Genomic DNA, 23,644 nt, shown 5'->3' on the forward strand with positions numbered 1-23,644 from the left:
GCCCGCTCCCACATTGAATCGCAGTCCTCCCATGGGAATGCAGTCGAACGTGGGAGCGGGCTTGCTCGCGAATGGACGTAATGCGGTCTTACAGGCTGATCGCCGTCGCCTCGAACTTCACCCGCGGATGCGCGATCCGGTCCTGCGCTCGCACCAGTTGCAGCTCGTAACTGGCACACGCCTGGGTTTCCAGCAGCACCTCATGCACCGCCGCTGCGGTGAACTCAAACGCCGCCACCAGACTGTCGCCGAGCAGTACCCGCGCCAGGAACAAACCGGAAGTCAGATCGCCGACACCCACCGGCTGACGCGGAAACGCCAGTAGCGGACGGCGCAGGTGCCAGCTTTCGTCGGCGGTCACCAACAACATCTCGAAACCGTCCGCCGGCTTGCCCGGATAATCCAGATGCTTGACCAGCACCGCTTTCGGCCCACGTGCCAGCAACGCCCGAGCCATCGCCAGACAATCGAACAGCGACTGCGGCTTGCGCCCGGAGAAGCTGTCCAGCTCCAGTTGGTTCGGGCACATGATGTCCGCCACCGCAGCGGCTTCTTCCAGCAGGAAATCGCTGACTTCGGCCGGCACACTGCAGCCCTTCTCCGGATGACCCATCACCGGGTCGCACAGGTACAACGCCTTCGGATTGACCGACTTGATGCGCTCGACGCCACTGAGAATTGCCCGGCCCTGCGCCGCGCTGCCCAGATAACCGGAAAGCACGGCGTCGCAATTGCCCAGCTCGCCAATGGCGGCAATGCCTTCGACCAGTTCGGGGATCTGGTGCGGCGCCAGCACTTCACCGGCCCACTGCCCGTACTGGGTGTGATTGGAAAACTGCACGGTGTTGAGCGGCCAGACATTCACCCCGACCCGCTGCATCGGAAACACGGCGGCGCTGTTGCCGGCGTGGCCGAAGACCACATGGGACTGAATGGCGAGCAGATGAGGCGTACGTTTCATTCGGGTTATTCCGTAAAACGATTGAAATTCAAGCCGCGCAGTATGCGACGAAACACAGCCTGTACGACAGACCGGCGACGCAGTTAAGCTGAGCTTATCTTTTGGAGTTTCCTGTTGATGCTGACCCTCGAAAACATCTTCGTGCTGATGCTGTTCGCCGCAGCCGGCGCATGGCTATGGCACAACCACGGCTTGCGCGAGCGGGCGCTGGAGCGGGTCAAGCAGCATTGCATCAACGTCGGCGTCGAACTGCTGGACGGTAACGTCGCGTTGAAAAAAATCGGTTTGATCAAGGATGCCAGCGGGCGGCGGCGCCTGGCCCGGGTCTATAACTTCGAGTTCACCGTGACCGGCGAAACCCGGCACAACGGCACCATTACCCAGTTTGGCGCGCACAGCGCACAGATCGAACTGGCGCCCTACCCGGCGCCGTTCGACGATACGCCCCCGGTGGTCGAAGTTACCCGCCCACGGGCCGAAGTGATCGAACTGAGCCAGTGGCGGCAGGAACACAACAAGTGGAAGCCTTGAGCTAACCCGCCTGCACCCGGCATTGCGTCAGGCCTGACTGCAAAGCATCGATACGTTGTGCATCGGCAAAGATCAGCTCTATACGTGAATCCCGTCGCCACTCACTCGGTTGCCAATCCAGTTCGGCGTTATCCACCGCATTGGCCGACACCCAGCCCTCGGCGCTGTGGATAACCAGTTTGGCCCGCCGCCAGTCCAGGCTCTGCAGCCATTGGCTCAGACGTTGCGTATCGAACGTCTGTCCAGGGTGCCAACGCCAGCCGATGCTCCAACCGCCCTCCTGTGCCTGACTCAGGCAGATCGGCGATGCCGGGTCGCTCCAGATCGCCGGAATCGGTCCCGCTCCCTGCGGCACGACGAGGTTATCCGCACCTGCCATTGCTTGCGCCGTGACACCCGGCAACTCGCGTAAAGGCAGTTGCGCCTGCTGCGTCCAGACCAGTTTGACTGCCGGCAAACGCTCGACGATGGTCTGCCGTGCAGCCTCATCCAGGCTTTCTGCCTTGTTCAGCAACAGCAGACCGGCGCTACCCAAAGCGTCATGCTGAGCGGTCGGCAAGGCTTTCCCGGCGGCCAGCGCCTGGGCATCCAGCACTAACACGCAGGGCTGCAGCGCCAGCACACCCAACCACGGCGCCTCGCCTAACTGCTTGAGCAATTGCGCCGGATGGCCCAGTCCGGACGGCTCGATGAGCAGCCGATCCGGCCTGGCCTTGCGCAGCAAACGGCCGAGGCCGATCTGAAACGGCGCACCGCTCACGCAACACAGGCACCCTCCGGCGACTTCGCCCAGTGCGATACCATCGGCGTCGCGGGTCAGCAACGCAGCATCGAGGCCGATCTGACCGAACTCGTTGATCAGCACCGCCCAGCGCTCGCCGTCCGGCCGTTGGGCCATGAGCTGGCGAATCAGGCTGGTCTTGCCAGCGCCCAAAGGGCCGGCGATGACATGGGTAGGAATGTTCTGCAACATGACTGGGCGTTTTCTGAGGGGATTGGACATGCGTTGGATGGGATGGTCGTTGCTGTTGACGCTGCTGTCGAGCGAAGCATGGGCCCAGGCTTGCGTGGTGCACAGCCAGGGCGAGCGGCTCGACGTCAAAGTCTGCCAGCAGAACCGCAATATTCCCGAGAAGCTGTTTAGCGACGGCTTCTGCCAACCGACCCTGGCCGGGCAGAAAGTCGAGGTGCAGTACGTCGATCAATGCCCGAGCGGCGCGTTCGGCGTGTGCAGCAACGCGCAAGTCGCCAATATGCCCTATCGCCAGGATATCCACTATTACGGCGTCGCCTCCGACGCGGCGTATTTACAGCCGTACTGCGAAGGCCAGAGCCAGGGCAAATGGCTCAAGCCTTGAGCCGTCAACCGAGCCAGTCGAGGGTCAGCAGCAGCCGTCGTTCGCCCGGCGCCGGTTGCGGGGAACGATGAATCAGGCCGAAGCCTTCGTTGCCGTGCCACTTCTCACCTTTCAATAACGCCACGTCACCGCTCTGCAGTTGCTGGATGTTCGCGATGTCCCGTGGTTCGGCGTTTGCCTGGCCCAATTGCTCGCGATCCATCACGCCTTCCTTGAGCCACTGACTGCCGATCCCGCCGTAGGTTGTAATCAAGCGCACCGGCACATGATCGACATGGAAGCGTGGGCACATGGCTTTGTCCAACACCCGCAGGCGCAAACCGATGCGGCGAGCGCCCAGCAGACAGGCGAAGGCACTCACCAGCCATTGCAGGTCCGCGATGAAGCCCTCGTAGCCTTGCAGATCACGGAACCCGGCGGCCAGTCCTTGCAGATCAGGGTCGGCGTCTTCATTCGGCAATTCGATGCACAGTGATTCCGCCAAAGGCTCGTTGAGCGAGAGCAGCAACTCTGCGAAATCGGCGATGTGCAGCGGCAGTTGGCGCTGCCAGACCGCGAGATTGACGTCGTCTTCGAGGATTCGCGTCAGCGTTTTCGGCGTCACCCCCTGATGCTGATGGCGCGCCCGGTTTTGCTGCAGTTTGAGCGCAAGCATCAGGCGGCCTCTTCGTGCCAAGGGCCGAACGGGTCCGGCAGCCTGCGCCAACCATCTGCGCCAATGGCCATTTCTTCATCAGTCAGCAGGCAGGCGTCGAGCTCCGACTTGAGCTGTACGAAGTCGATGTTCTGGCCGATGAATACCAGCTCCTGACGACAATCTCCAACGCTCGGTGTCCAGTTCTCCATGATCGCTGCGGTACTTTCCTGATCCTGCGGCCATTGGTTTTTCGGCACGAAACGCCACCAGCGACCGGCGAAACCATGGCGCATCAAACCGCCGGCCTGCGACCAACTGCCTGCGTCGGAGGGTTTGCTGGCGAGCCAGAAGAAGCCTTTGGAGCGCAGCAGTTTGCCGTTCGGCCATGGACGATCGATGAAGTCGAAAAAGCGCTGCGGATGGAACGGACGGCGTGCGCGGTAGGCCGTCGAGGCGATACCGTATTCCGTGGTTTCCGGCACGTGCTCACCGCGCAATTCCTGCAACCAGCCTGGGGCCTGAGCGGCTTTCTCGAAATCGAAACGCCCGGTGTTGAGGATTTTCTCCAGCGGCACCTCGCCCATCACCATCGGGATGATCTCCGCTTGGGCGTTGAGACGCTTGAGGATGGCCATCAGCTCTTCGCGCTCCTGGCGGCTGATGAGGTCGATCTTGCTGATCAGCAGTACATCGGCGAACTCGATTTGTTCGATCAGCAGATCGGTGATCGAGCGTTCATCTTCATCGCCCAGGGTCTCGCCTCGGGAAGCCAGACTCTCGGCGGCCTGGTAGTCGAGGAGGAAATTCACGCCGTCGACTACCGTCACCATGGTGTCGAGGCGCGCGACATCGGCGAGGCTCTGGCCCTGCTCGTCACGAAAGGTGAACGTTTCGGCGACCGGCAGCGGTTCGGAAATACCGGTAGATTCGATGAGCAAGTAATCGAATCTTCCTTCGCGGGCGAGTTTGCTGACTTCTTCGAGCAGGTCCTCGCGTAACGTACAGCAGATACAACCGTTGCTCATCTCCACCAGTTTTTCTTCCGCACGATTCAGGCTGACATCACGCTGGACTTCGCTGCCATCAATGTTGATCTCACTCATATCGTTAACGATGACCGCAACACGCAAGCCTTCTCGATTACGTAGTACGTAATTCAAAAGTGTACTTTTTCCGGCGCCGAGAAAGCCCGATAGAACGGTCACGGGAAGTGGAGATGACATTGGATAATCCTCATCAGGTTGTGGCCGATGTGCGTTTTGGCCTGTTTTGGCGTAGCTCACCGCGTACTTGAGCTTCAAAACAGCGCTTTGGCAGAAGCAGACGCTTGCAATCGGCGAGCTCAGGCTCAATTCAAATTTATGTTATAGTATAACAATGTAAATAAGCCAGCCCCGCTCTTGCCCAAACCGATAAAGCGCTGGAAGCTGCACGCAAACTGCCCATCGGATACCGAGATGAAAATTGCCCTGAAATGCTCGCTGCTGAGTCTCGCGTTGCTATCGTGGGCCAACGCATGGGGACAAATTCCTGCACTCGCCAACTGCACACGCAGCGCCAATCTGCTGGCCTGCATCGATGCGCAGGGCAATACCTACAGCGTAAACACGGTGGGCAGCACGATTTACCTGCGTGGCTTTGAAAAGGACGGCAATCGCTACTGGGCACAGACCAACAGTCGTTTCGGCCAGCTGACGTTCTTCACCGGGCTCGCCTCTGACGGCGAAGCCTGGGCTGGCTACACCCGTCGCGTTGGCTGGACGACAATCAATCGCTTTTCCAGCTCTGGCGGCAGCAGCGCCAAGTTCACCTGCAGTCGGATCACCGGCTGCTAAACCTGCGCTTCTTACTGCTCCTGCTGCCAGGCGATGTAGCTATCTACTGGCGGATTCTTCTGGAAGTAACGCTGCAGCCCTTCGAACAAACCATCCGCCACGGCTTGCTGATGTCGTGGAGTGACCAGGCGCTGGCTGTCACGGGCGTTGGAAATGAAGCCGGTTTCCACCAGAATCGACGGCACGTCCGGCGACTTCAGCACGGCAAACCCTGCCTGCTCCACGCGCTTCTGATGCAGCGTGGTAATGCCCGCCAGACTGCCGAGAACGGTGCTGCCGAGTTGCAAACTGGCGGCAATGGTGGCGTTCATCGACATGTCGAGAATCACGCCGGCGAGCATCGGATCCTTGTCCTTAAGGTTGAGCAGACTGGTCGCGCCCAGCAGATCCGCGCCGTTCTCTCGCTGTGCCATGAAGCGTGCAGTCGCAGACGTCGCGCCACCCTCGGACAGGCAATACACAGACGCTCCCGACGCCGTTAGACGTGGCGCCGCATCGGCATGCACTGAGATAAACATGTCGGCCTTGTGCTGGCGCGCTATATCCACACGTTTGCGAAGTGGCACGAAGAAATCATCATTGCGCACCAGTTTCACGTCGAAGCCTTTCTCCCTCTTCAGCCGTTTGGCGAGCAACTGGGCGATGGACAGCACCACATCTTTTTCCCGTTCACCTTTGGCACCAACCGCGCCCGGGTCTTTCCCGCCGTGCCCGGGATCAACGACAACGATGATGTCGCGCTTGGGGTGAGCCTGATTCGAAAGTGTTTCACGTGGAACCATTGCCGGACTTGATGCCTGTTTGGCGTTTACCAGATCAAGCACCAAGCGGTGCCCCTGGCCATCTTGAGGCGCCAAAAGGAAGCTGCTCAATAGCACCGGATGGTTCAGATCGAGAACGATCCGTGTATCACCCTGACCAAAGCGCCCTGATCGAATCGAATGAATAGCTGTATCGGCAAGCATCAATTGACTGAGATCGCTACTCAAGCTCGCCCCGGAAAGGTCGATGATCAAGCGTTCTGGAGCGCTCAGGGAGAAGGTTTTGTAGCGCACCGGACCGCTCAGATCGAATACCAATCTGAGCTTGTCATCCGAACGCCAGAGGCGTGCATTGCGAATTTGTGTAGCCGAAACGGTGAAGGGAAAAGCCAAAGCCGTGCTGGCCACAAGCAGGTTGAGCAGATGACGTCGGTGCATATGAAAGCCTGTTCATGAAAAAGGCATCGTGATTTGAATTGTTATAATGTAACATCTAATTCAATCAACACGATGGTTTCGAACATGAATTCGCTGACACTTCCGGATATTGCGACTCAAGCCGCTCGGCAGGCGTTACCGCTTGATTGGGTGGGAATGTGCGGCATTGCTCTGCCTGTTTTATTAGGAGGCCAACGTCTGAGCGCAAAAGCTGATGCAGGCGTAAGTCTCGATGATGGCGAGGCGCGCGGCATTCACATGTCGCGGCTATATCTCGCACTGGCGGCACTTGAGCGGCAGGACCTCTCTCCCTCCCTATTGCGCCAGGTTCTCAAGGAATTTCTGGTCAGCCATGACGGTTTATCCAACAGCGCCTACCTGAAAATCCACTGCGAAGTGCTGCTGAAAAGGCCTGCGTTAGTCAGCCCTCTAGCGGGTTGGAAGAGCTACCCAGTGAGCATTTCAGCGAGTCTGAAAAACCAAATGTTCCACGTGGAACTTAAAATCGAGGTGCCCTACTCCTCAACTTGCCCCTGCTCAGCAGCGCTGGCGCGACAGTTGATTCAGCAGCAATTCATCGATGATTTCGCCAACAAGCCACTGCAACATGCCGAAGTGTTGGCCTGGCTAGGATCAAGCCAAGGCATTGTCGCCACCCCGCACAGCCAACGCAGCATCGCGCAATTGCATATGCACCTCGACGAGTTCATCGACGAGCTTCCCCTGAGTGTGATCATCAATGACGCCGAAGCGGCGCTCGGCACCGCCGTGCAAACCGCCGTGAAACGCGCCGACGAGCAGGCCTTCGCGTTGGCCAATGGACAGAACCTGATGTTCTGCGAAGACGCCGCGCGACGACTCAATCTGGCTCTGCGTCGCTCCCCCGGGGTCTGTGGCTTCCACCTGCGGGTGATCCACGCCGAAAGCCTGCACGCTCACGACGCGGTCGCCGAAAGCCACTGGCATCGAGAACTCGAATGATCCGTTGCCACACCTTGAGTTGGGGCGCACCCGGCCAACCACTGACTTCGCCACTGACCCTCTCGCTGGAACACGGCAGCCTCAGCGCCATCATCGGCGCCAACGGCTGCGGTAAGAGCAGCTTGCTGAAAGTCATCGCCGGATTGCAGAAGCCGCTATCGGGAAAAGTCGCACTGGGTGTTCCACGCCAGGGCGGCCTGGCGTTCCTGCCGCAACAGCAACACCTCGACCGGCAGTTCCCCATCAGCCTCGAAGAACTGGTAGCCGCGGGTTTCTGGGGGCGTCGATTGTCGACGCAACTGCGAGCACAACGACTCGGTAACGCACTGGAAAACTGGCACTTGAGTGGATTGGAAAAGCGTCCGCTGATGGCCCTTTCCGGTGGCGAGTTGCAGCGCGCCCTGCTCGCCCGCTTGAGTCTGACCGACGCCCAATTGCTGCTGCTCGACGAACCCCACGCAGCTCTCGATGAACTGGGCCAGCAGTTACTCTGGCAACACATCCATGCCTGGCACTCCGAAGGACGAACATTGCTGATGGTCTGCCATGACCTCGCCGCCGTCCGCCAACACATCCCGCAGACACTGCTGATCAAAAACCGCGAATGCGTGTTCGGCCCCAGTGCCGAACTGATCCAGCAAACACCCAATATGCAGGTGGCCTGATGCTCACCGTCGCCCACCTCTGGCAACCGTTCAGCGAGTTCGTGTTCATGCGCCGAGCGCTGCTCGGCGGACTGGTATTGGCCTGTAGCACAGCGCCACTCGGCATTTTTCTGATCCTGCGGCGCATGAGCCTGATCGGTGACGCCGTTGCCCACGGTATCCTTCCCGGCGCGGCATTGGGCTTCTGGCTCGCCGGTCTGAGTCTGCCCGCGTTGACCTTCGGTGGTCTGGGTGCCGGCCTGGGCATGGCTGGACTGGCTGCCTGGATCACTCGACGCACAGGCCTGCGCGAAGACGCCAGCCTCGCGGCGATCTACCCGATCTCGCTCGCCAGTGGCGTGCTGATTCTTGGCATCGCCGGCAAACGCCTCGACTTGCTGCACCTGTTGTTCGGCTCGGCACTGGCGGTCGACGGCCCTACTCTTCACGGCATGTTATGGGTCTCGGCCTTTAGCCTGATTGCCATGGCACTCATCTACAAACCGCTGCTGCTCGATACCCTCGACCCATTATTCCTGCAAACCGTCAGCCGCCTCGGCCCTCTCGCCCACGGTGTGTTCCTGACCTTGGTAGTGCTCAACCTGGTGATTGGTTTCCAGGCCATCGGCGCCTTGATGGTCGTCGGCCTGATGATGCTGCCCGCCGCCGCTTCACGGTTCTGGAGTCGTCGCCTGCCGAGCCTGATTGCCATCTCGGCGCTTATCGGCTGCCTCTCGGTGTGGTGCGGATTGTTGATCTCGTTCTACTACTCGCTGCCCAGCGGTCCGGCGATCGTGCTGGTCGCGGGTATCAGTTATCTGCTGTCCGTGGTATTCGGGCCGGTGCACGGCTTGTTGCGCCGCCCGCCTTTGCTCACATCCCAATGAGGTGTTTCCCGATGCGCGCTCTACTCGTGTTGTTCAGCTTGCTGCTATCGATGTCGTTGTCGGCGGCGGAAAAATTGCCGGTGGTTACCAGCTTCAGCATCCTCGCCGACATGGTTCACCAGGTGGGCGGCGAGCATATCCAGATCACCAACATGGTCGGCCCGGATGCCGATGCCCACACTTATGAGCCGACGCCCGATGACGCCAAAGCACTGCTCAAGGCCAAACTGATCATCAAGAACGGCCTCGGTTTCGAGCCTTGGCTCGATCGCCTGGTGACCAGCACCGAGACCAAATCCCCCGTCATCAGTGCCAGTCATGGCGTAATACCACGCTCGCTGGATGAAGACGGCGAGACCATTCCCGACCCGCACGCCTGGCACAACCTGGCCAACACCGAGCTGTACATCGCCAACATCACCAAGGCGCTGATCGCCGCCGATCCGGCGAACAAAGCCGACTACCAACGCAATAGCCAGACCTACCTGAAACAGATTTACGCCCTGCTCGCCGAAGCCAAGGCCAAGCTTGGCTCGCTGCCACCGGGCAACCGCAAGATTGTCACCAGCCACGATGCTTTCGGTTATCTCGGCCAGGCCTACGGCATCGACTTCATGGCGCCGCAAGGTCTGTCCACCGAGCGCGAACCGTCAGCCGCCGAAGTCGCCGCGCTGATCAAGCAGATTCGTCAGGCCAAGGTCAAAGCGGTGTTCATGGAAAACATCAAGGACGCGCGCCTGCTCAAGCAGATCGCCGACGAAAGCGGCGCGCACATCGGCGGCACGTTGTACTCCGATGCCCTCGCCGCTAGCGGCCCGGCCAGCACCGTTACCGGACTGTTCGAATACAACCTCAACACCCTTTACAAAGCGCTGAGCCAGCCATGATCCGTAAAAATCCTTCCGGCGATCTTCCGCAAATTGCCGAGTCGGCCTACGTCGACAAAACCGCGATCATCTGCGGCAAGGTGGTCATTGGCGAGAACGTCTTCGTCGGCCCCTACGCAGTGATCCGCGCCGATGAAGTAGACGCTTCAGGCACGATGGAGCCGATCACTATCGGCGCCAATTCGAACATCCAGGACGGCGTGGTGATCCATTCCAAATCCGGCGCCGCGGTGACCATCGGCGAATTCACCTCGATCGCTCACCGCTCGATCGTGCACGGCCCGTGCGTAGTCGGCGACCGGGTGTTCATCGGCTTCAACAGCGTGCTGTTCAATTGCGTGATCGGTGACGGCTGTGTGGTGCGGCACAACTCGGTGGTCGATGGCCGCGATTTGCCGGATGCGTTCTACGTGCCCTCCACCACCCGCATCGGCCCCAATACCGACCTCTCGCAGTTCCCGCCGGTGAGTGTCAGCGCCTCGGAGTTTTCCGAAGACGTGGCACGCACCAATGTCGATCTGGTACGCGGCTACAAAGCCTTGCAGAACGAGTTCTGAATCATGAGCAGCGTGCTGATTCGCAACGCCAGACTGGTCAATGAAGGACGCGAGTTCGACAGTGATCTGCTGGTCAGCCATGGCCGCATCGTCAAGATCGCGCGCAGCATCGACGGTGAAAATGCCCGTGTGGAAATCGACGCCAACGGTCAATGGTTGTTACCGGGGATGATTGATGACCAGGTGCATTTTCGCGAGCCGGGGGCGCCGGCCAAGGGCTGCATCCACACCGAGTCGCGCGCAGCGGTGGCGGGCGGCATCACCAGTTTCATGGACATGCCCAACACCCGACCGGCCACCCTCACCCTCGAAGCACTGGCGGATAAAAAGCGTCGGGCGGCAATCAACTCTGTGGCCAACTACGGCTTTCATTTCGGTGTGAGCCGGGACAACCTCGACACCGTCGCCGCACTCAACCCCTGCGAAGTGGCCGGGGTCAAAGTGTTCATGGGCGCGTCCACCGGCAACCTGTTGGTGGACGATCCGAGGACTCTCGAGCGTTTATTCGCCGAAGTGCCGACGATACTGCTGGCGCATTGCGAACACACGCCGAGCATCGAGGCCAATGCAGCACGTCTGCGCGAACGTCTTGGCGAACACCTGCCGGCGAATATCCATGCACTGATTCGCGATGCCGAGGCTTGCTACCGCTCCTCTTCGCTGGCGGTGGAACTGGCCAGACATCACGGCACCCGCCTGCACGTTTTACACCTGACCACCGCTCGCGAACTCGAGTTGTTCGAGGACAAGCCGCTCGCACAGAAACACATCACGGCCGAAGTCTGCCTGCATCATCTGCTGTTCGATGACCGTGACTATCCAGCCCTCGGCAACCTGATCAAATGCAATCCGGCGATCAAGACCCAAGCCGACCGCGATGCCTTGCGCGCGGCGCTGCTGAGCAATCGCCTGGACGTGATCGGCAGCGATCACGCTCCGCATACCTGGGCAGAAAAACAGCGCCCGTATGCCGATGCGCCGTCCGGTTTACCGCTGGTGCAACACGCTTTGCCGGCACTGCTGGAGCTGGTGGCCGATGGCGTGCTGCCGATCACCACGTTGGTGGCGAAGACCAGCCATCGGGTGGCGGATCTGTTTGCGATTCCGGATCGAGGTTATTTGCGTGAAGGGTATTGGGCGGATCTGGTGCTGGTTGAGCCTGTGGCTCTTGAAGTGTCGCGGCAACCGATTCTGTCGCAGTGCGGATGGACGCCGTTCGCTGACAAGACTTTTCGCTATCGGGTGAATACCACGTGGGTGTCGGGGCAGATTGCCTGGCGGGAGCAGCGCATCAACGAAGGATGTCAGGGGCTGGCGCTGCGATTCATGCGGTGACAACCAAGACGCCTTCGCGAGCAAGCCCGCTCCCACAAGGATTGTGCTGTCCCCTGTGGGAGCGAGCCTGCTCGCGAAGCTTTTAAGCTCTTGGCTTCACGGTGCCGCAATCCTGACCCAACCACACCGCGCGGGTTTCCAGGCTGCCCTTCTGGTTGATCCCGATCGCATTGAACGTGCCGTTGGCTACCGTGGTGAACTCACGATCACTGAGGAACGTCGCGACACCCGTGCCTTGCGCTTTAGGGCAGCTAAAGCGGAATTTCCAATGGTTGCCCGTGCGTTCGGTGATCTGCTGTTTGCAGCCCGATTGCGGATCGGCCAGCGGAATATCGTTGGTCGCCACTTGCTGCGGCGTCAGGCAGGCACGAATGCCCTTGCCGCCGATGTTGATTCCGTTCTTTTCCAGCGCCGCACGCTGCTGTGGGGTCATCTGGCCTTGCAACTGGCCAAGGATCGATTGCACATCCATGGGCTGGTCATCGACCTTGACGTTGCTTGAGGTCATTTCCCATAGCCCCGGCTGCAGCATTTGCGCCTGCGCAACCACCGGCATTGCCAAACCCAGGCCCAGCGCCAAACCCAGCAGACGAACGTTCATCGAAAAACTCCTGATCAGTAGTGGCCGTTAGACGTCGGCCGATTGCTTCGGTTCATGCACCAATTAAATAGCGACATTCGCCTCGGAACATGGTCTGTTACGCATTGAGTCTTCAGGAGCAAGGCTGCCCCATGGATTATTTTGGACCGCACATTTTTGGTTATCTGATCGCCCTGATACATAGCCTCGGCTTGATCGCCGCCATCCATGCGGTGCTGACCGTACGCACCGCCCAAGGCTCGATCGCCTGGGCATTGTCGCTTATTTTCATTCCCTACCTGACGCTCATCCCTTATCTGGTCTTCGGTCGCAGCACCTTCGACGGCTATATCAAGGCGCGGCGTCAAGCCAACGAACAGATGCGTCAGGCGATCTCCGAGTTGAACTGGCGCCCGTGGGTCGAAGAAGCCCTCACCGCTCGCGCCTCGAATGCCTACGCCTCGCTGCGCGCCATGCCCAAACTGGGGCGCATGCCGTGCCTGGCGAACAACCAGGTGCAACTGCTGGTGAATGGCCACGCGACCTTTGAGGCGATTTTCCAGGCTATCGATCAAGCGCGCGAAGCCGTACTGGTGCAGTTTTTCATCATCCATGACGACCGCCTCGGGCAGCGCCTGCGCGACCTGTTACTGAAGAAGGCCGCGGAAGGTGTGGCAATTCATCTGCTCTACGACCGCATCGGCAGCCACGCCCTGCCCCACAGTTATGTGCAGGCGCTGCGCGATGGCGGTGTCGAGGTCAAAGCCTTCGCCACACGCAGCGGCTGGCTCAATCGCTTCCAGGTGAATTTCCGCAACCACCGCAAAATCGTAGTGGTCGATGGCGTACTCGGCTTCGTCGGCGGGCATAACGTCGGCGATGAATACATGGGCGCGAAACCGCCCCTGGCGCCGTGGCGCGATACCCATGTTCAGGTGCGCGGGCCGGTGGTGGCCTGCATGCAGGAGTCGTTTGCCGAGGACTGGTTCTGGGCAGCACGGACGTTGCCACCGCTGATCCTGCCGGATGTCTACCCGGAAGATGGCGTGCTCTGCCAATTGCTGGCGAGCGGCCCGGCGGATGCCTACGAAACCTGTTCACTGTTCTTCGTCGAAGCCATCCACGCGGCGACGGAACGAGTGTGGATCACCAGCCCGTATTTCATTCCCGATGAGGCAGTATTCGCCGCGTTGCGCCTGGCGGTGCTGCGCGGCGTCGACGTGCGCCTGCTGCTACCCTCGCGTCCCGATCACCGCATCGTCTACGCCGCGTCCAGCCTCTACGCGTTCGAAGCAGTACGCGCCGGCGTGCGGGTATTCCGCTACGAGCCGGGGTTCCTGCATCAGAAAGTGGTGTTGATCGACAGCGAAATCAGCGCCATCGGCAGCGCCAATCTGGACAACCGCTCGTTCCGGCTGAATTTCGAAGTGATGCTGCTGACCGTCGACAGCGAATTCGCCGCCCACGTGGAACAGATGCTCAACGAAGACTTCGAGCAGGCTTATGAAGTCGCCAAAGAAGAAAGCCGGGAGATCCACCGCCTGCAACAGCTCGGCATGCGGATCGCCCGGCTTATTTCACCGATTCTTTGACTGACCGCTCGCTCGAACGAGCGAACGGTCGTCAGGCCTCAGGGGTGATAAATGTCGTCGCGGGTCCAGGGTAGTTCATGGCTGCCATCCGGATGCGCCTTCACCGCAAGAATCTGGTGCAGGTTGATCCAGCCACGCGCGAACGCGTAGGCACATCCAGCCAGATACAGCCGCCAGATACGCAACGCCTGATCCGGTACCAGTTTCCCGGCCGCTTCGAGGTTGTCCTCAAGACGCTCGCTCCAGTGATCCAGCGTGCGCGCGTAATGCAGGCGCAGGCTTTCGACGTCGACGATCTCCAGCCCGGCTTCGCTGATCTCGGCCGAGATCATCGCCAGGTGCGGCAGCTCGCCGTTGGGGAACACGTATTTCTCTATGAAGTCGCCAGCACCGCGTCCCACGGGACGGCCATCGGTGTGTTTGGCGGTGATGCCGTGGTTCATCACCAGACCGCCCTCCTTCACCGCGCCGAACAGGACCTTGCAGTACTCGGCGAGGTTGGCGTGGCCGACGTGTTCGAACATGCCGACGCTGACTACCTTGTCGAAACGCCCGTCCTGCGGCAGATCGCGGTAGTCGAGCAATTGCAGCTCAACCTGATCTTCCAGGCCCTCGGCCTTGACCCGCTCCCGGGCCAGTTCCAGCTGTTCCTTGCTCAAGGTGATGCCGAACACTTTGGCGCCGAATTCACGTGCCGCGTAACGCGCCAGACCACCCCAGCCGCAACCGACATCCAGCAGATAATCACCGGGCTGCAAACGCAGTTTGCGACACAGATGTCGGAACTTGGCCTGCTGTGCCTGTTCCAGAGTTTCACTGCCGGTTTCGAAATACGCGCAGGAATACGCCATGTCGCTGTCCAGCCACAGCTGATAGAACGCGTTGGACAGGTCATAGTGATAGGAAATGGCTTTGGCGTCGGTTTCCTTGTCGTGCACCGCACGCACTGGCTGCGCGCTTTCGCCTTCATCGAGCAAGGCGCTGCTCAATTCGTCGCAGACCCGGATGACCTCGCTGATCGAGCCCTCCAGTTCCAGCCTGCCTTCGACAAACGCCGCCCCCAGCGCGTCGAGACTCGGATGGGTGAACTGGGTGACCATCGTCGGGTCCTTGACCACAATGGTGACGCTGGGCGTCGGCCCCAGGTTGAACTCATGGCCATCCCAGAGTCGCAAGCGAAGCGGAAGCTGCAGATTCTGTAAGGCCGGTGGAAGTTGCGCGAGCATGGAAAATCCCCCTTGTTTCAGACGTCAGATCTGAGGGTAGACCATCCTTGAAAAATAGCAGGCTATCGATTTAATTAGCCGAGGCTATCGTTCCAGGCGCTCCTGCATGCCGTCATGCACCCACTACTGCTTTAGCCCAGGTAACAGCGTGAAGTGTGCGCCCTCTCCATAGATGACTGCCTATTCGGCGCACAGTTCGCTGAAACTCACTTCAGTGATCATCCTTGAGCTTGAGCAATGGCTCCTGAAACCGCAGCAGTCGTCCGGCATTGCCCAACACCAGCAACGTACTGAGGTTGTGCAACAGCGCGGCGATCATCTCCCCGGCGGCGCCGAGCCAACCGAATGCCGCAAACACCACGATCGCCAGGGTCCAGCCCAGACCGATGATCACATTGACCTGCAAGGTTCGACGGCACTGACGACTCAGCCGCACACAGGTGCCGAGGCGGCGTAGGTCGCTGCCGATCAACACGATATCCGCCGAGGCCAGCGCGATGTCGGCACCGCCGGCGCCCATCGCCACTCCGACTACACCGGCCTTGAGCGCCAGCGAATCATTGATGCCGTCACCCACCACCATCGGCCGGAAACCGTTGTCGATTTCCTTGAGCACGCGATTGAGTTTGTCCTCGGGCAGCGCTTGGGCTTCCACCTCTTGCAGGCCGACTTCGCGGGCCAGTGTCTGGGCGACACTCTGGCGGTCGCCGGTCAGCAGCAACTGGCGACCCAGCCCCAGTTCGCGCAATTCAGCGAGGGCTAAGCGCGCTTCCGGTTTGACGCTGTCGGCCAGCAACAGCCAGGCGACAAATTCGCCGTTCAGTGCCAATCCGGCAATCGGCCCGTCGTGCTCGGGAACGATGGTAGTGACGATGCCCAGTTGCGCGAACAGTTCGGGACGCCCCAGCGCCGCCTCGCCCTGTGTGGTCATGGCGACCACCCCAAGACCCTGACGCTCGTGAATATCTGTTAGCGACAGGCTCTGCTCTTGACTCACCAGCCCCGCCAACGCCCGGCTGACAGGATGACTGCTGGCCGCACCGAGACTGGCGGCCAGCGCCATCACCGAGGCCTGATCCAGACGCGGGCTGCTGATCGATTGCAAACGCAAGGTGCCGTAAGTCAGCGTGCCGGTCTTGTCGACCACCAGTGATGTGAGGTCTGCCAACTCCTCAAGGAACGCCGAGCTGCGGATCAGAATACCGTGGCGCGCCGCCACCGCCACTCCGGCAATTGCCGTGGCCGGTGCCGACAGCACCAAGGCGCAAGGACATGCGGCTACCAGCACCGCGAGCATCGCTTGCGCGTCATGGGTGACAAACCAGGTCACCGCCGCCAACAGCAACACCAGCACCATGTAGCTGCCGGCATAGCGTTCAAGCAGACGGGTGATCGGCGGCTTCGAACGCTCGGCGTTCTGCATCAGCGCGATGACTTTGCCCAGCGTCGATTGATCACCGGTGCGGGTCACTTCAATGCGCAGCAAACCGTCGAGGTTGATCGCGCCGCCGAACACCGTCATGCCCACTGCCGTTTCCACTGGCACCGACTCGCCGGTAATTGACGCCGTGTCGAGGCTGGCCTGGCCCAACAACACCCGGCCATCCGCCGGCACCCGATCGCCCGCGCGTACCTCTACAGTGTCACCGGGTTCCAGCGTGCCGTTATCGACTTCGATGATCGAGCCATCTGCCTGAATCTTGCGTGCGTGGCTGCGGGTCAATTGGCCGAGAGCGTGAATCGCTTCCTGCGAGCCGATCACGCTGCGCTCTTCCAGCACGTGGCCGAAGATCATGATGATCGGCAGCAACGCGGCGGTCAGCAGATCGCCAGTCGCCCACGCACCGAGCATCGCCAAAGCAATCAGTTGATCGGTGATGCCGTGCAGGCTCGGATAACGCAAGCTGTACCAAGCAGAGCGCATCACCGGCACCGCTACTAATAAGGAGGCGAAACCCAGCAGCAACTGACTGACACCAGTTTGCTCCGGCACCATCCAGCGCCAGATCAAACCGAGGCCGAGCAAGCCCAAGGCGAGCATTGCCAAAGTCAATTGGCGCGCAGCGCGGCGCTGTTCGGCCGAGGACAACAGGCTCGGTGCAGCGGTGGTCGCAGTCATTTACTGGCTCCCTGAATGATCAGGCGGGAATCGTCTTTCGGATCGACCGTGGTCACCGAACCGGCCTGACCAAGAATTTTCGGCATGCGTTCGCGGTACAGACGCAGGAGCATCTGCGGGTCGGTGCCCTGTTGTTGCGCCTTGGCCAGGCTCATTACCGTGGCAGTGTCGGCAGAGGCTTTTGCCAGCCGTTCGCCGGCCTGAGCATGGGCCACTTGCAGAGTACGGTCGGCTTGTTCGTTGGCGGTTTGGGTGAGTTTTTCCGCCTCGGTGCGTGCATTGGCGACGGCTTTATCGGCCTGCTGACTGGCGGTCAAAACGGCATTGAACGCGCTGACGGCCGGATCCGGCAGACTCGACTGAACGTCGACCCGCGCCACTTCGATGCCGATGCCCTGCCCGCTCGTCTTCAATTCAGCCAAGCGCTTGTTAATGCCTTGCACCAGATCACCGCGCAGACGCTCACGACGTTCAGCCGCTTGATTGTCGGCGCCGATCAACTCCGGCCGAGCGACCAGAATCGTATCCAGATCCCGAGCAGCGGTCAGGGCCACAGCGCTGCGGGTGACCAGCCGATCCAGTGCTGGCAGCACATGATCACCCTGCAGCACGAAGTCATAGGGATCGCTGACTTTGTAAAACACCCGCACATCCAGTTGCACCACGCCGGCGTCGCCGGTCAGCAGATAGCCGGAACCGGCCAGTGCATCGCTCAGTGGCGTGGCGAAGGTTGCTACACGATCAGCCTTGATCGCCTCACTGCTGCGCAGCAGGTTTTCCACTCGGCGCTCGATGACCCGATCCGCTGCCGGCAGCAAAACCACCTGCTCGAACGGCTGCGGCCAGGCCAGCAACAGCCCGGCATTCTGGACGCGTTGCAGTGCGCCAAAGTGCAAGACCACCGCGCGATTTTGCGGATCAATCTGCCGCACATTGGAAAACGCCCACGCCAACGCAGCCAATACCGTCACCGCATATAAGGCGAAAAACGCCAGGCGTCCGGCCTGAATCCACGGACTGCTCAACGAATGTGTTCCACGTGGAACTTCATCACTCATGGCTGCGATCCGAATTTATTTTCAACATTCGGCGGGCCGTCCACGAGCACGCGGAATGGCGCGGCATCGGTACGGAGGATCAGCTTGGTGTCCGGCGTCACGATGGTGCCGAGGGTATCGAGCGAGCGCAGCAGGTTGTACAGCTGCGGCGAGCCAGCGTAGGCACGGCCGTAGATTTGCGCGGCTTCGACCCGCGACTGTGCTTCGATTTCTGCGGCCTTCACCGTGGCATCGGCTTGGACAATTCGCGCATCGCGCTCGGCGGCGGAACGAATTTGCGCGGCTTCTCGCTTGCCAATGGCGGTGCGTTCGGTGGCAATTGTTTCACGCTCGGCGCGCATCCGATCGACTGTGGCGGTGAGCGTGACCGAAGGCAAGGTCAGGCGTTCGATGCCCACCTGCACCACACGCACACCGTAGGTGGCGAGCAGTTGCTGGTCGATCTGCTGACGCAGTTGCGCTTCGAAATCGGCAATACGCACTTTGCTGGCATCGGTGTTCACCAGATCCGCCAGGTCGAAACTGCTGGCGGTGTTCTCCAGCGCCGAGCCGACAAAGGTGCGAATCTGCCGCGCCGCTTCGTCCGGCTGGTTCTGCACCGCGCGCATGAAACGCTGCACATTGTCCGGGTCGCCCTGCACCTGCCACGCCACGTAAGCCTGAACGATGATGCGCAAGCCATCGCGGGTGCCGACATCCTGCAAACCACTCGAGGTGGTACGCAGGCGCAGATCCACCGGGATCGCCGCTTCGAACGGCGCCGGCCAACGCCAGCTCAAACCCGGCTCAAGCAGCACCCGCGACGGATTACCGAAACGGGTGATGACGGTGGCCTCGCCCGAGCGCACCTGGACCAGGCTTGCCGCCGCGATGGCAAACCCCACCAGCAACAACGCCCAGCCCATGCGCCGCCACGGGAATGGCCCCGCCTCTTCCGGCACACCGTGGTGATGATGCCCATGATGATGGTGATGCCCGGCGTGGCCATGATCGTGGCCGCTGTGGTCATGCGAATCGTGAGTGTGCGACTGGCTCAAGGGGCAACTCCTGGTTGAGCGGTAGTGCGCGCAGGCGTCGGATCAGCCGGCAGCGTAAACGTACGCAGATCGATGGTCGGCGCATTGCTGCTGCCGCCTAAACGGTGGTCGAGTACCAGCAGTTTGGCCTTGCTCAGGCCGAGGCTGAGCTGACTCAGATATTGTTCCAGCACGAATGCCTGGCCGGCGCTGGCGTAGGCTTTCTGTTCCGCGCTGAACTTCAGATCCGCCGCCTGCGCTGTGGCGTTGATTTCACGGGCGCTGGCACTGGCCTGATCGCGGGCGAGACGGGCCTGCAATTGCGCCTGATTACTGGCTTCGGCCGCCGCGCCACGCTCACGGGAGATCAACGCCTGCGCGCCGATCTGCGCCGCCTGCACGCTGTGGTAAGCATTGGCAGCACCGGCGGGCGGGTGAATCGCTTCGACCACCGTGGCGAGGATCTCTACGCCGCTGTTGAGTTGCTGCAGATCATTTTGCACCGCGCGGCCGATTTCCTCGCCCAGCCCTACCCGGTCAGCACCGAGTAGACCGTCGAGGGTGCGCGAGGCAAAATCGTGCACCAGAATCCGGCTCGCGGTGCTGCGGATCAGCGTCGGCACATCAGCGTTGTTGTAGGTTGCCGCCAAGGCGTCCTGATCCCGCAGGCCGATGCGATAGACGAAGCGCACGTCCATGTTGACGATCTGGAAGCTCTGCTGATCGCCACGACTGCTGGCGATCACCTGGGATTTGTCGTTGACGTGGCTGGCATCCCACAAGCGGTTGGCAGTCATCGGCGCCGGGCCTTCGGCTGGCTCGGCCTGGATCGGCGCAGGCACATCGCCGACGCTGGTTGCCAACTCGTGCACCACGCCGTTCTCGACGCTCAATACACGGCCCAATGGCCACGGCAGACCGGCGTGCAATCCGGGGCCAAACACTTGCACCGGTTTGCCGAAGCGCTCGTAGATACCGCGCCCTTGCAGCGGGATTTCGTGGATACCGGTCAGTAACCAGCCGACCGCAGCGACCAGCGCCAGCACCGGCAGAAAGGCGCGGCGCATGTAACTGAACGCCCAGATCTGGCGCAGATCGATGCCGAAACGATTGTGCAATTCGTGCTGCAAGGCCAGCAGCGGCTGCGGCGGCCAGCGCAGCATGTCAGCGACAAAACTGCGTGCCAGCAGGGTCGGTTCGAGCTGTTCACGACGAGGACTGAATATCGACAGGACTGCGCGCAATAGCAACTCGATCGCGACGAATCCCGGCAAGATCCCGATCAACACCGCAAGCCGTACTGGCCACACCGAAGCCTCGCTGGCGAACAGCAGGCACAACGCGCCCAGCACCAGGCTGATGATCGCCACCCGCGCCAGTTGCGCGAGAGACCCGGCTTCCGGCCATTGCGCTGGACTCTCCTGAGCCAGTTGCCGCTCCAGCACCAGCAAGCCGAAACCCAACAGCAACATCAGCGCCGCGCCCACCGTGGCCGACAACCCGACCGCAGCGGCAGGCAATGCCAGATTCCACACCTGCCCGACGGCGAGCACCACCAGTACTGACCAGCCGCCCAGCCACAACGTGGCCGCGCCAATCTGACCGAGCAGATGCAGGCCGCACTGACTCAACCGCTCCAGCAGCCGTTCGTACCAGCCATCCGGCGCTACTGGCTCCAGCGCCTCGGTCAGCGCCACCGATACCGGCGGGTCAATCACCCCTGCACGCCATTGCGTCACCCACCACGCCGACTGCAAGCCGGCGACCAACACCAGCAACGCCGCGCCCAGATTCATCAGCAACGCCGGCCATATCGATTGCGCGGCAAACAGTTCGACAAACAGCGCCAGCAGCCACCCTGCCCCGGCCAATCCGCCGAGACCGATGGCCAGACGACGCAAACGTCGCCCCTGCGTGGACGCTTGTTGAAAGCGCGGCAACCCGGTCACTTGCGTGCCATCGACATCCAGATCGACTTGCATATCACCCCAAAGCCATTGATTCACCGGTCTTATCGTTACGATATAACGAAAAGCGTGAAATATTCGTACACAAATTCGCTTATCTAAAGATGCGCAACCTGTCGCTTGCCTGAAGCCTTGACCGAAATGTCCGGAAACGCACATATTACGTTCGTAATTTTATCGACCGACTACTTTTAGCGATCCGCATCCCCAACGAGGAGCAACAGCATGAGCAACTACGACGTGGTCATTCTGGGCGGCGGCCCCGGTGGTTATAACGCGGCGATCCGCGCCGGCCAGCTGGGCCTGAAGGCAGCCTGCGTGGAAGGCCGCGCCACCCTCGGCGGCACCTGCCTGAACGTCGGTTGCATGCCGTCGAAGGCCTTGCTGCATGCTTCGGAGCTTTACGACGCGGCCATGGGTGCGGAATTCGCCAACCTCGGCATCGAGGTCAAACCCACGCTCAACCTCGCGCAAATGATGAAACAGAAAGACGAAAGCGTGAGCGGCCTGACCAAAGGCATCGAGTTTCTGTTTCGCAAAAACAAGGTCGACTGGATCAAAGGCTGGGGTCACATCGACGGCCCGGGCAAAGTCACGGTGACCGACGATCAAGGCAACAAAACCGAGCTGAGCGCCAAGGACATCATCATCGCCACCGGCTCCGAACCCACGCCCCTGCCCGGCGTCGAGATCGACAATCAACGCATCCTCGACTCCACCGGCGCGCTGTCGCTGGGTGAAGTGCCCAAGCATCTGGTGGTGATCGGCGCGGGGGTGATCGGCCTGGAACTGGGCTCGGTCTGGCGGCGTCTCGGCGCCCAGGTGACCGTGGTCGAATACCTCGACCGCATCTGCCCGGGTGTTGATGGCGAGGCCGGCAAAACCCTGCAGCGTGCGCTGAGCAAGCAAGGCATCAGCTTCAAATTGAGCTCGAAGGTCACCAGCGCCACCCCCTCGGTCAACGGTGTGCAGCTCAGCGTCGAACCCGCCGCCGGTGGCAGCGCCGAGTTACTGGAAGCCGACTACGTGCTGGTCGCGATCGGCCGGCGCCCGTACACCAAAGGCCTGGGCCTGGAGAACGTCGGCCTGAGCACCGACAAGCGCGGCATGCTCGCCAACCGCCAGCACCGTACCGAGGCAACCGGCGTATGGGTGATCGGTGACGTGACATCAGGCCCGATGCTTGCGCATAAGGCCGAAGACGAAGCGATGGCCTGCGTGGAACAGATCGTCGGCAAGGCCGGCGAGGTCAATTACGACTTGATTCCCAACGTCATCTACACCCGGCCCGAGCTGGCCAGCGTCGGCAAGACCGAGGAGCAGCTCAAGGCTGAAGGGCGCACCTATAAAGTCGGTAAATTCCCGTTCACCGCCAACAGCCGGGCCAAGATCAACCATGAGACCGAAGGCTTCGCCAAAGTCCTCGCCGACGAACGCACGGACGAGATCCTCGGCGTGCACCTGGTCGGACCGAGCGTCAGTGAAATGATCGGTGAATACTGCGTGGCCATGGAGTTCAGTGCGTCTGCCGAAGATATCGCGCTGACTTGCCATCCGCACCCGACCCGCTCCGAGGCGCTGCGTCAGGCGGCGATGAATGTCGAGGGGATGGCGACGCAGATGTAGGTGGTCACCCAAACCCTGTGGGAGCTGGCTTGCCAGCGATGGCGTCAGTCCTTTAACCGTTGCGGTCGCTGACACACCGCTATCGCTGGCAAGCCAGCTCCCACAGTTGACCGTGTTCCTGCTGGAGGATTGCGGTCGAATGTGGGAGCAACCCGCTCTACAGCGGAAGATGCCCCAACGGCAACGCCCCCGGCGTCTTCACCGTGTGAATCGCAAAGTTGCTGCGAATGTCACTCACCCCCGGCAGCTTCAGCAGGCAGCCGCTGAGAAAGCGGTCGTATGCGCGCAGGTCCGGCACCACCACCTGCAACAGAAAGTCCGATTCGCCCGACACCAGAAACGCCGAGATCACCTCCGGCAGGGCGGTGACTGCCGCGTAAAAGGCTTCGGCCTGCTCATCGTTGTGGCGCTCGACCTTGACCCCGACAAACACCGTCAGCCCCAGTCCCACTTCATCGCGATCGAGGTTGGCCTGGTAGCCACGAATCACCCCGGCCTCCTCCAAAATCCGCACCCGGCGCAAGCAAGGTGACGCCGACAGGCCGATCTCGTCCGCCAGCTCGACATTGCTCAGCCGTCCGTTGCGCTGCAAGGCAGCGAGAATCTTGCGATCAAAAGCGTCAAGTTTCATGTTTGGCAGATCCTGCG

General features: G+C 60.9%; 23 protein-coding genes. 11 read left to right on the plus strand and 12 right to left on the minus strand.

What is annotated here, in order from left to right; genetic code table 11:
• Positions 1 to 88: 88 nt before the first annotated feature.
• Positions 89 to 961 carry a pyridoxal kinase PdxY gene (gene pdxY / locus J1G18_RS02735; RefSeq protein ID WP_027610337.1) on the minus strand — a complete coding sequence of 291 codons (873 nt, stop codon included), beginning with the start codon at positions 959 to 961 and terminating at the stop codon, positions 89 to 91.
• A 117-nt stretch (positions 962 to 1,078) separates the two neighbouring features.
• Here pdxY and J1G18_RS02740 point away from each other — a divergent pair, with 117 nt between their 5' ends.
• A complete protein-coding gene (locus J1G18_RS02740) occupies positions 1,079 to 1,492 on the plus strand; it encodes a DUF3301 domain-containing protein (RefSeq protein WP_025112628.1) in 414 nt (137 codons plus the stop codon).
• Between the two features lies 1 nt (position 1,493).
• Here the strand turns inward: J1G18_RS02740 and J1G18_RS02745 are convergent, their stop codons facing one another.
• Positions 1,494 to 2,465, minus strand: a complete 972-nt coding sequence (locus tag J1G18_RS02745; RefSeq protein WP_223007048.1) for a CobW family GTP-binding protein — start codon at positions 2,463 to 2,465, stop codon at positions 1,494 to 1,496.
• A gap of 28 nt (positions 2,466 to 2,493) precedes the next feature.
• Between J1G18_RS02745 and J1G18_RS02750 the strand changes: the two genes are divergently transcribed.
• Positions 2,494 to 2,850 (plus strand): hypothetical protein, encoded by a 357-nt coding sequence (locus tag J1G18_RS02750; protein WP_027610335.1) that lies wholly within the window; start codon positions 2,494 to 2,496, stop codon positions 2,848 to 2,850.
• A 4-nt stretch (positions 2,851 to 2,854) separates the two neighbouring features.
• Here J1G18_RS02750 and J1G18_RS02755 read toward each other — a convergent pair whose 3' ends face one another.
• Entirely contained in the window at positions 2,855 to 3,505 is a 651-nt protein-coding gene (locus tag J1G18_RS02755; protein WP_223007049.1) for a DUF1826 domain-containing protein, read from the minus strand.
• On the minus strand, positions 3,505 to 4,710 hold the full coding sequence (zigA, locus tag J1G18_RS02760; RefSeq protein WP_027610333.1) for a zinc metallochaperone GTPase ZigA: 1,206 nt from the start codon (positions 4,708 to 4,710) through the stop codon (positions 3,505 to 3,507). Before zigA ends, J1G18_RS02755 begins: the two co-directional genes overlap by 1 nt.
• Before the next feature lie 234 nt (positions 4,711 to 4,944).
• Between zigA and J1G18_RS02765 the strand changes: the two genes are divergently transcribed.
• Positions 4,945 to 5,322 (plus strand): glutamine synthetase, encoded by a 378-nt coding sequence (locus J1G18_RS02765; RefSeq protein ID WP_134785037.1) that lies wholly within the window; start codon positions 4,945 to 4,947, stop codon positions 5,320 to 5,322.
• An 11-nt stretch (positions 5,323 to 5,333) separates the two neighbouring features.
• On the opposite strand, the gene J1G18_RS02770 is transcribed toward J1G18_RS02765, so the two are convergent.
• Positions 5,334 to 6,521, minus strand: a complete 1,188-nt coding sequence (locus J1G18_RS02770) for an N-acetylmuramoyl-L-alanine amidase (RefSeq protein WP_223007050.1) — start codon at positions 6,519 to 6,521, stop codon at positions 5,334 to 5,336.
• 84 nt (positions 6,522 to 6,605) lie between these two features.
• Between J1G18_RS02770 and folE2 the strand changes: the two genes are divergently transcribed.
• The 6 genes from folE2 to J1G18_RS02800 are packed head-to-tail and all read left to right on the plus strand — an operon-like array spanning position 6,606 to position 11,812.
• Positions 6,606 to 7,502, plus strand: a complete 897-nt coding sequence (gene folE2, locus J1G18_RS02775) for a GTP cyclohydrolase FolE2 (protein WP_098966368.1) — start codon at positions 6,606 to 6,608, stop codon at positions 7,500 to 7,502.
• A complete protein-coding gene (locus J1G18_RS02780) occupies positions 7,499 to 8,167 on the plus strand; it encodes a metal ABC transporter ATP-binding protein (RefSeq protein WP_223007051.1) in 669 nt (222 codons plus the stop codon). Before folE2 ends, J1G18_RS02780 begins: the two co-directional genes overlap by 4 nt.
• On the plus strand, positions 8,167 to 9,033 hold the full coding sequence (locus tag J1G18_RS02785) for a metal ABC transporter permease (protein ID WP_223007052.1): 867 nt from the start codon (positions 8,167 to 8,169) through the stop codon (positions 9,031 to 9,033). Before J1G18_RS02780 ends, J1G18_RS02785 begins: the two co-directional genes overlap by 1 nt.
• An 11-nt stretch (positions 9,034 to 9,044) precedes the next feature.
• Entirely contained in the window at positions 9,045 to 9,920 is an 876-nt protein-coding gene (locus J1G18_RS02790; RefSeq protein ID WP_223007053.1) for a metal ABC transporter substrate-binding protein, read from the plus strand.
• A complete protein-coding gene (locus tag J1G18_RS02795; protein ID WP_223007054.1) occupies positions 9,917 to 10,477 on the plus strand; it encodes a DapH/DapD/GlmU-related protein in 561 nt (186 codons plus the stop codon). Before J1G18_RS02790 ends, J1G18_RS02795 begins: the two co-directional genes overlap by 4 nt.
• Before the next feature lie 3 nt (positions 10,478 to 10,480).
• Positions 10,481 to 11,812 (plus strand): dihydroorotase, encoded by a 1,332-nt coding sequence (locus tag J1G18_RS02800; protein ID WP_223007055.1) that lies wholly within the window; start codon positions 10,481 to 10,483, stop codon positions 11,810 to 11,812.
• A gap of 82 nt (positions 11,813 to 11,894) precedes the next feature.
• Here the strand turns inward: J1G18_RS02800 and J1G18_RS02805 are convergent, their stop codons facing one another.
• Positions 11,895 to 12,413 carry a DUF3617 domain-containing protein gene (locus tag J1G18_RS02805; RefSeq protein ID WP_223007056.1) on the minus strand — a complete coding sequence of 173 codons (519 nt, stop codon included), beginning with the start codon at positions 12,411 to 12,413 and terminating at the stop codon, positions 11,895 to 11,897.
• Between the two features lie 131 nt (positions 12,414 to 12,544).
• Between J1G18_RS02805 and cls the strand changes: the two genes are divergently transcribed.
• Entirely contained in the window at positions 12,545 to 13,984 is a 1,440-nt protein-coding gene (gene cls, locus J1G18_RS02810; protein WP_223007057.1) for a cardiolipin synthase, read from the plus strand.
• Positions 13,985 to 14,022: 38 nt separating this feature from the next.
• Here cls and cfaB read toward each other — a convergent pair whose 3' ends face one another.
• The 5 genes from cfaB to hflK (J1G18_RS02835) all read right to left on the minus strand — a co-directional run bounded on the left by cfaB (position 14,023) and on the right by hflK (J1G18_RS02835) (position 21,385).
• A complete protein-coding gene (gene cfaB / locus J1G18_RS02815; RefSeq protein WP_098966378.1) occupies positions 14,023 to 15,210 on the minus strand; it encodes a C17 cyclopropane fatty acid synthase CfaB in 1,188 nt (395 codons plus the stop codon).
• Positions 15,211 to 15,421: 211 nt separating this feature from the next.
• Positions 15,422 to 17,329: a heavy metal translocating P-type ATPase gene (locus J1G18_RS02820; protein WP_223007058.1), complete on the minus strand. Its 1,908-nt coding sequence runs from the start codon at positions 17,327 to 17,329 to the stop codon at positions 15,422 to 15,424.
• Complete coding sequence (gene hflK, locus J1G18_RS02825; protein WP_223007059.1) at positions 17,326 to 18,387, minus strand: protease modulator HflK; 1,062 nt, start codon at positions 18,385 to 18,387, stop codon at positions 17,326 to 17,328. Before hflK (J1G18_RS02825) ends, J1G18_RS02820 begins: the two co-directional genes overlap by 4 nt.
• Positions 18,384 to 19,424, minus strand: a complete 1,041-nt coding sequence (hflC, locus tag J1G18_RS02830; RefSeq protein WP_223007060.1) for a protease modulator HflC — start codon at positions 19,422 to 19,424, stop codon at positions 18,384 to 18,386. The genes hflK (J1G18_RS02825) and hflC overlap by 4 nt, the downstream gene beginning before the upstream one ends.
• Entirely contained in the window at positions 19,421 to 21,385 is a 1,965-nt protein-coding gene (gene hflK, locus J1G18_RS02835; protein WP_223007107.1) for a protease modulator HflK, read from the minus strand. Before hflK (J1G18_RS02835) ends, hflC begins: the two co-directional genes overlap by 4 nt.
• A gap of 210 nt (positions 21,386 to 21,595) precedes the next feature.
• On the opposite strand from hflK (J1G18_RS02835), the gene lpdA reads away from it, so the two are divergent.
• Positions 21,596 to 22,996 (plus strand): dihydrolipoyl dehydrogenase, encoded by a 1,401-nt coding sequence (gene lpdA / locus J1G18_RS02840; protein ID WP_135296885.1) that lies wholly within the window; start codon positions 21,596 to 21,598, stop codon positions 22,994 to 22,996.
• A 157-nt stretch (positions 22,997 to 23,153) separates the two neighbouring features.
• Here lpdA and J1G18_RS02845 read toward each other — a convergent pair whose 3' ends face one another.
• On the minus strand, positions 23,154 to 23,627 hold the full coding sequence (locus tag J1G18_RS02845) for an Lrp/AsnC family transcriptional regulator (protein WP_210556256.1): 474 nt from the start codon (positions 23,625 to 23,627) through the stop codon (positions 23,154 to 23,156).
• Between the last annotated feature and the right edge of the window lie 17 nt (positions 23,628 to 23,644).

Source organism: Pseudomonas sp. MIS38, assembly GCF_019891575.1.
Lineage (GTDB): Bacteria > Pseudomonadota > Gammaproteobacteria > Pseudomonadales > Pseudomonadaceae > Aquipseudomonas > Aquipseudomonas putida_A.

What these genes read in the sequence shown, in the direction of transcription:
- folE2 (WP_098966368.1), top strand. Translation starts at nt 6,606, where the DNA reads ATGAATTCGCTGACACTTCCGGATATTGCGACTCAAGCCGCTCGGCAG.
- J1G18_RS02780 (WP_223007051.1), top strand. Translation starts at nt 7,499, where the DNA reads ATGATCCGTTGCCACACCTTGAGTTGGGGCGCACCCGGCCAACCACTG.
- J1G18_RS02845 (WP_210556256.1), bottom strand. Translation starts at nt 23,627, where the DNA reads ATGAAACTTGACGCTTTTGATCGCAAGATTCTCGCTGCCTTGCAGCGC.
- J1G18_RS02755 (WP_223007049.1), bottom strand. Translation starts at nt 3,505, where the DNA reads ATGCTTGCGCTCAAACTGCAGCAAAACCGGGCGCGCCATCAGCATCAG.
- J1G18_RS02800 (WP_223007055.1), top strand. Translation starts at nt 10,481, where the DNA reads ATGAGCAGCGTGCTGATTCGCAACGCCAGACTGGTCAATGAAGGACGC.
- J1G18_RS02745 (WP_223007048.1), bottom strand. Translation starts at nt 2,465, where the DNA reads ATGTTGCAGAACATTCCTACCCATGTCATCGCCGGCCCTTTGGGCGCT.
- J1G18_RS02770 (WP_223007050.1), bottom strand. Translation starts at nt 6,521, where the DNA reads ATGCACCGACGTCATCTGCTCAACCTGCTTGTGGCCAGCACGGCTTTG.
- J1G18_RS02805 (WP_223007056.1), bottom strand. Translation starts at nt 12,413, where the DNA reads ATGAACGTTCGTCTGCTGGGTTTGGCGCTGGGCCTGGGTTTGGCAATG.
- lpdA (WP_135296885.1), top strand. Translation starts at nt 21,596, where the DNA reads ATGAGCAACTACGACGTGGTCATTCTGGGCGGCGGCCCCGGTGGTTAT.
- J1G18_RS02795 (WP_223007054.1), top strand. Translation starts at nt 9,917, where the DNA reads ATGATCCGTAAAAATCCTTCCGGCGATCTTCCGCAAATTGCCGAGTCG.
- cfaB (WP_098966378.1), bottom strand. Translation starts at nt 15,210, where the DNA reads ATGCTCGCGCAACTTCCACCGGCCTTACAGAATCTGCAGCTTCCGCTT.
- J1G18_RS02820 (WP_223007058.1), bottom strand. Translation starts at nt 17,329, where the DNA reads ATGACTGCGACCACCGCTGCACCGAGCCTGTTGTCCTCGGCCGAACAG.
- cls (WP_223007057.1), top strand. Translation starts at nt 12,545, where the DNA reads ATGGATTATTTTGGACCGCACATTTTTGGTTATCTGATCGCCCTGATA.
- J1G18_RS02765 (WP_134785037.1), top strand. Translation starts at nt 4,945, where the DNA reads ATGAAAATTGCCCTGAAATGCTCGCTGCTGAGTCTCGCGTTGCTATCG.
- zigA (WP_027610333.1), bottom strand. Translation starts at nt 4,710, where the DNA reads ATGTCATCTCCACTTCCCGTGACCGTTCTATCGGGCTTTCTCGGCGCC.
- hflK (WP_223007059.1), bottom strand. Translation starts at nt 18,387, where the DNA reads ATGAGTGATGAAGTTCCACGTGGAACACATTCGTTGAGCAGTCCGTGG.
- J1G18_RS02785 (WP_223007052.1), top strand. Translation starts at nt 8,167, where the DNA reads ATGCTCACCGTCGCCCACCTCTGGCAACCGTTCAGCGAGTTCGTGTTC.
- J1G18_RS02790 (WP_223007053.1), top strand. Translation starts at nt 9,045, where the DNA reads ATGCGCGCTCTACTCGTGTTGTTCAGCTTGCTGCTATCGATGTCGTTG.
- J1G18_RS02750 (WP_027610335.1), top strand. Translation starts at nt 2,494, where the DNA reads ATGCGTTGGATGGGATGGTCGTTGCTGTTGACGCTGCTGTCGAGCGAA.
- J1G18_RS02740 (WP_025112628.1), top strand. Translation starts at nt 1,079, where the DNA reads ATGCTGACCCTCGAAAACATCTTCGTGCTGATGCTGTTCGCCGCAGCC.
- hflK (WP_223007107.1), bottom strand. Translation starts at nt 21,385, where the DNA reads ATGCAAGTCGATCTGGATGTCGATGGCACGCAAGTGACCGGGTTGCCG.
- pdxY (WP_027610337.1), bottom strand. Translation starts at nt 961, where the DNA reads ATGAAACGTACGCCTCATCTGCTCGCCATTCAGTCCCATGTGGTCTTC.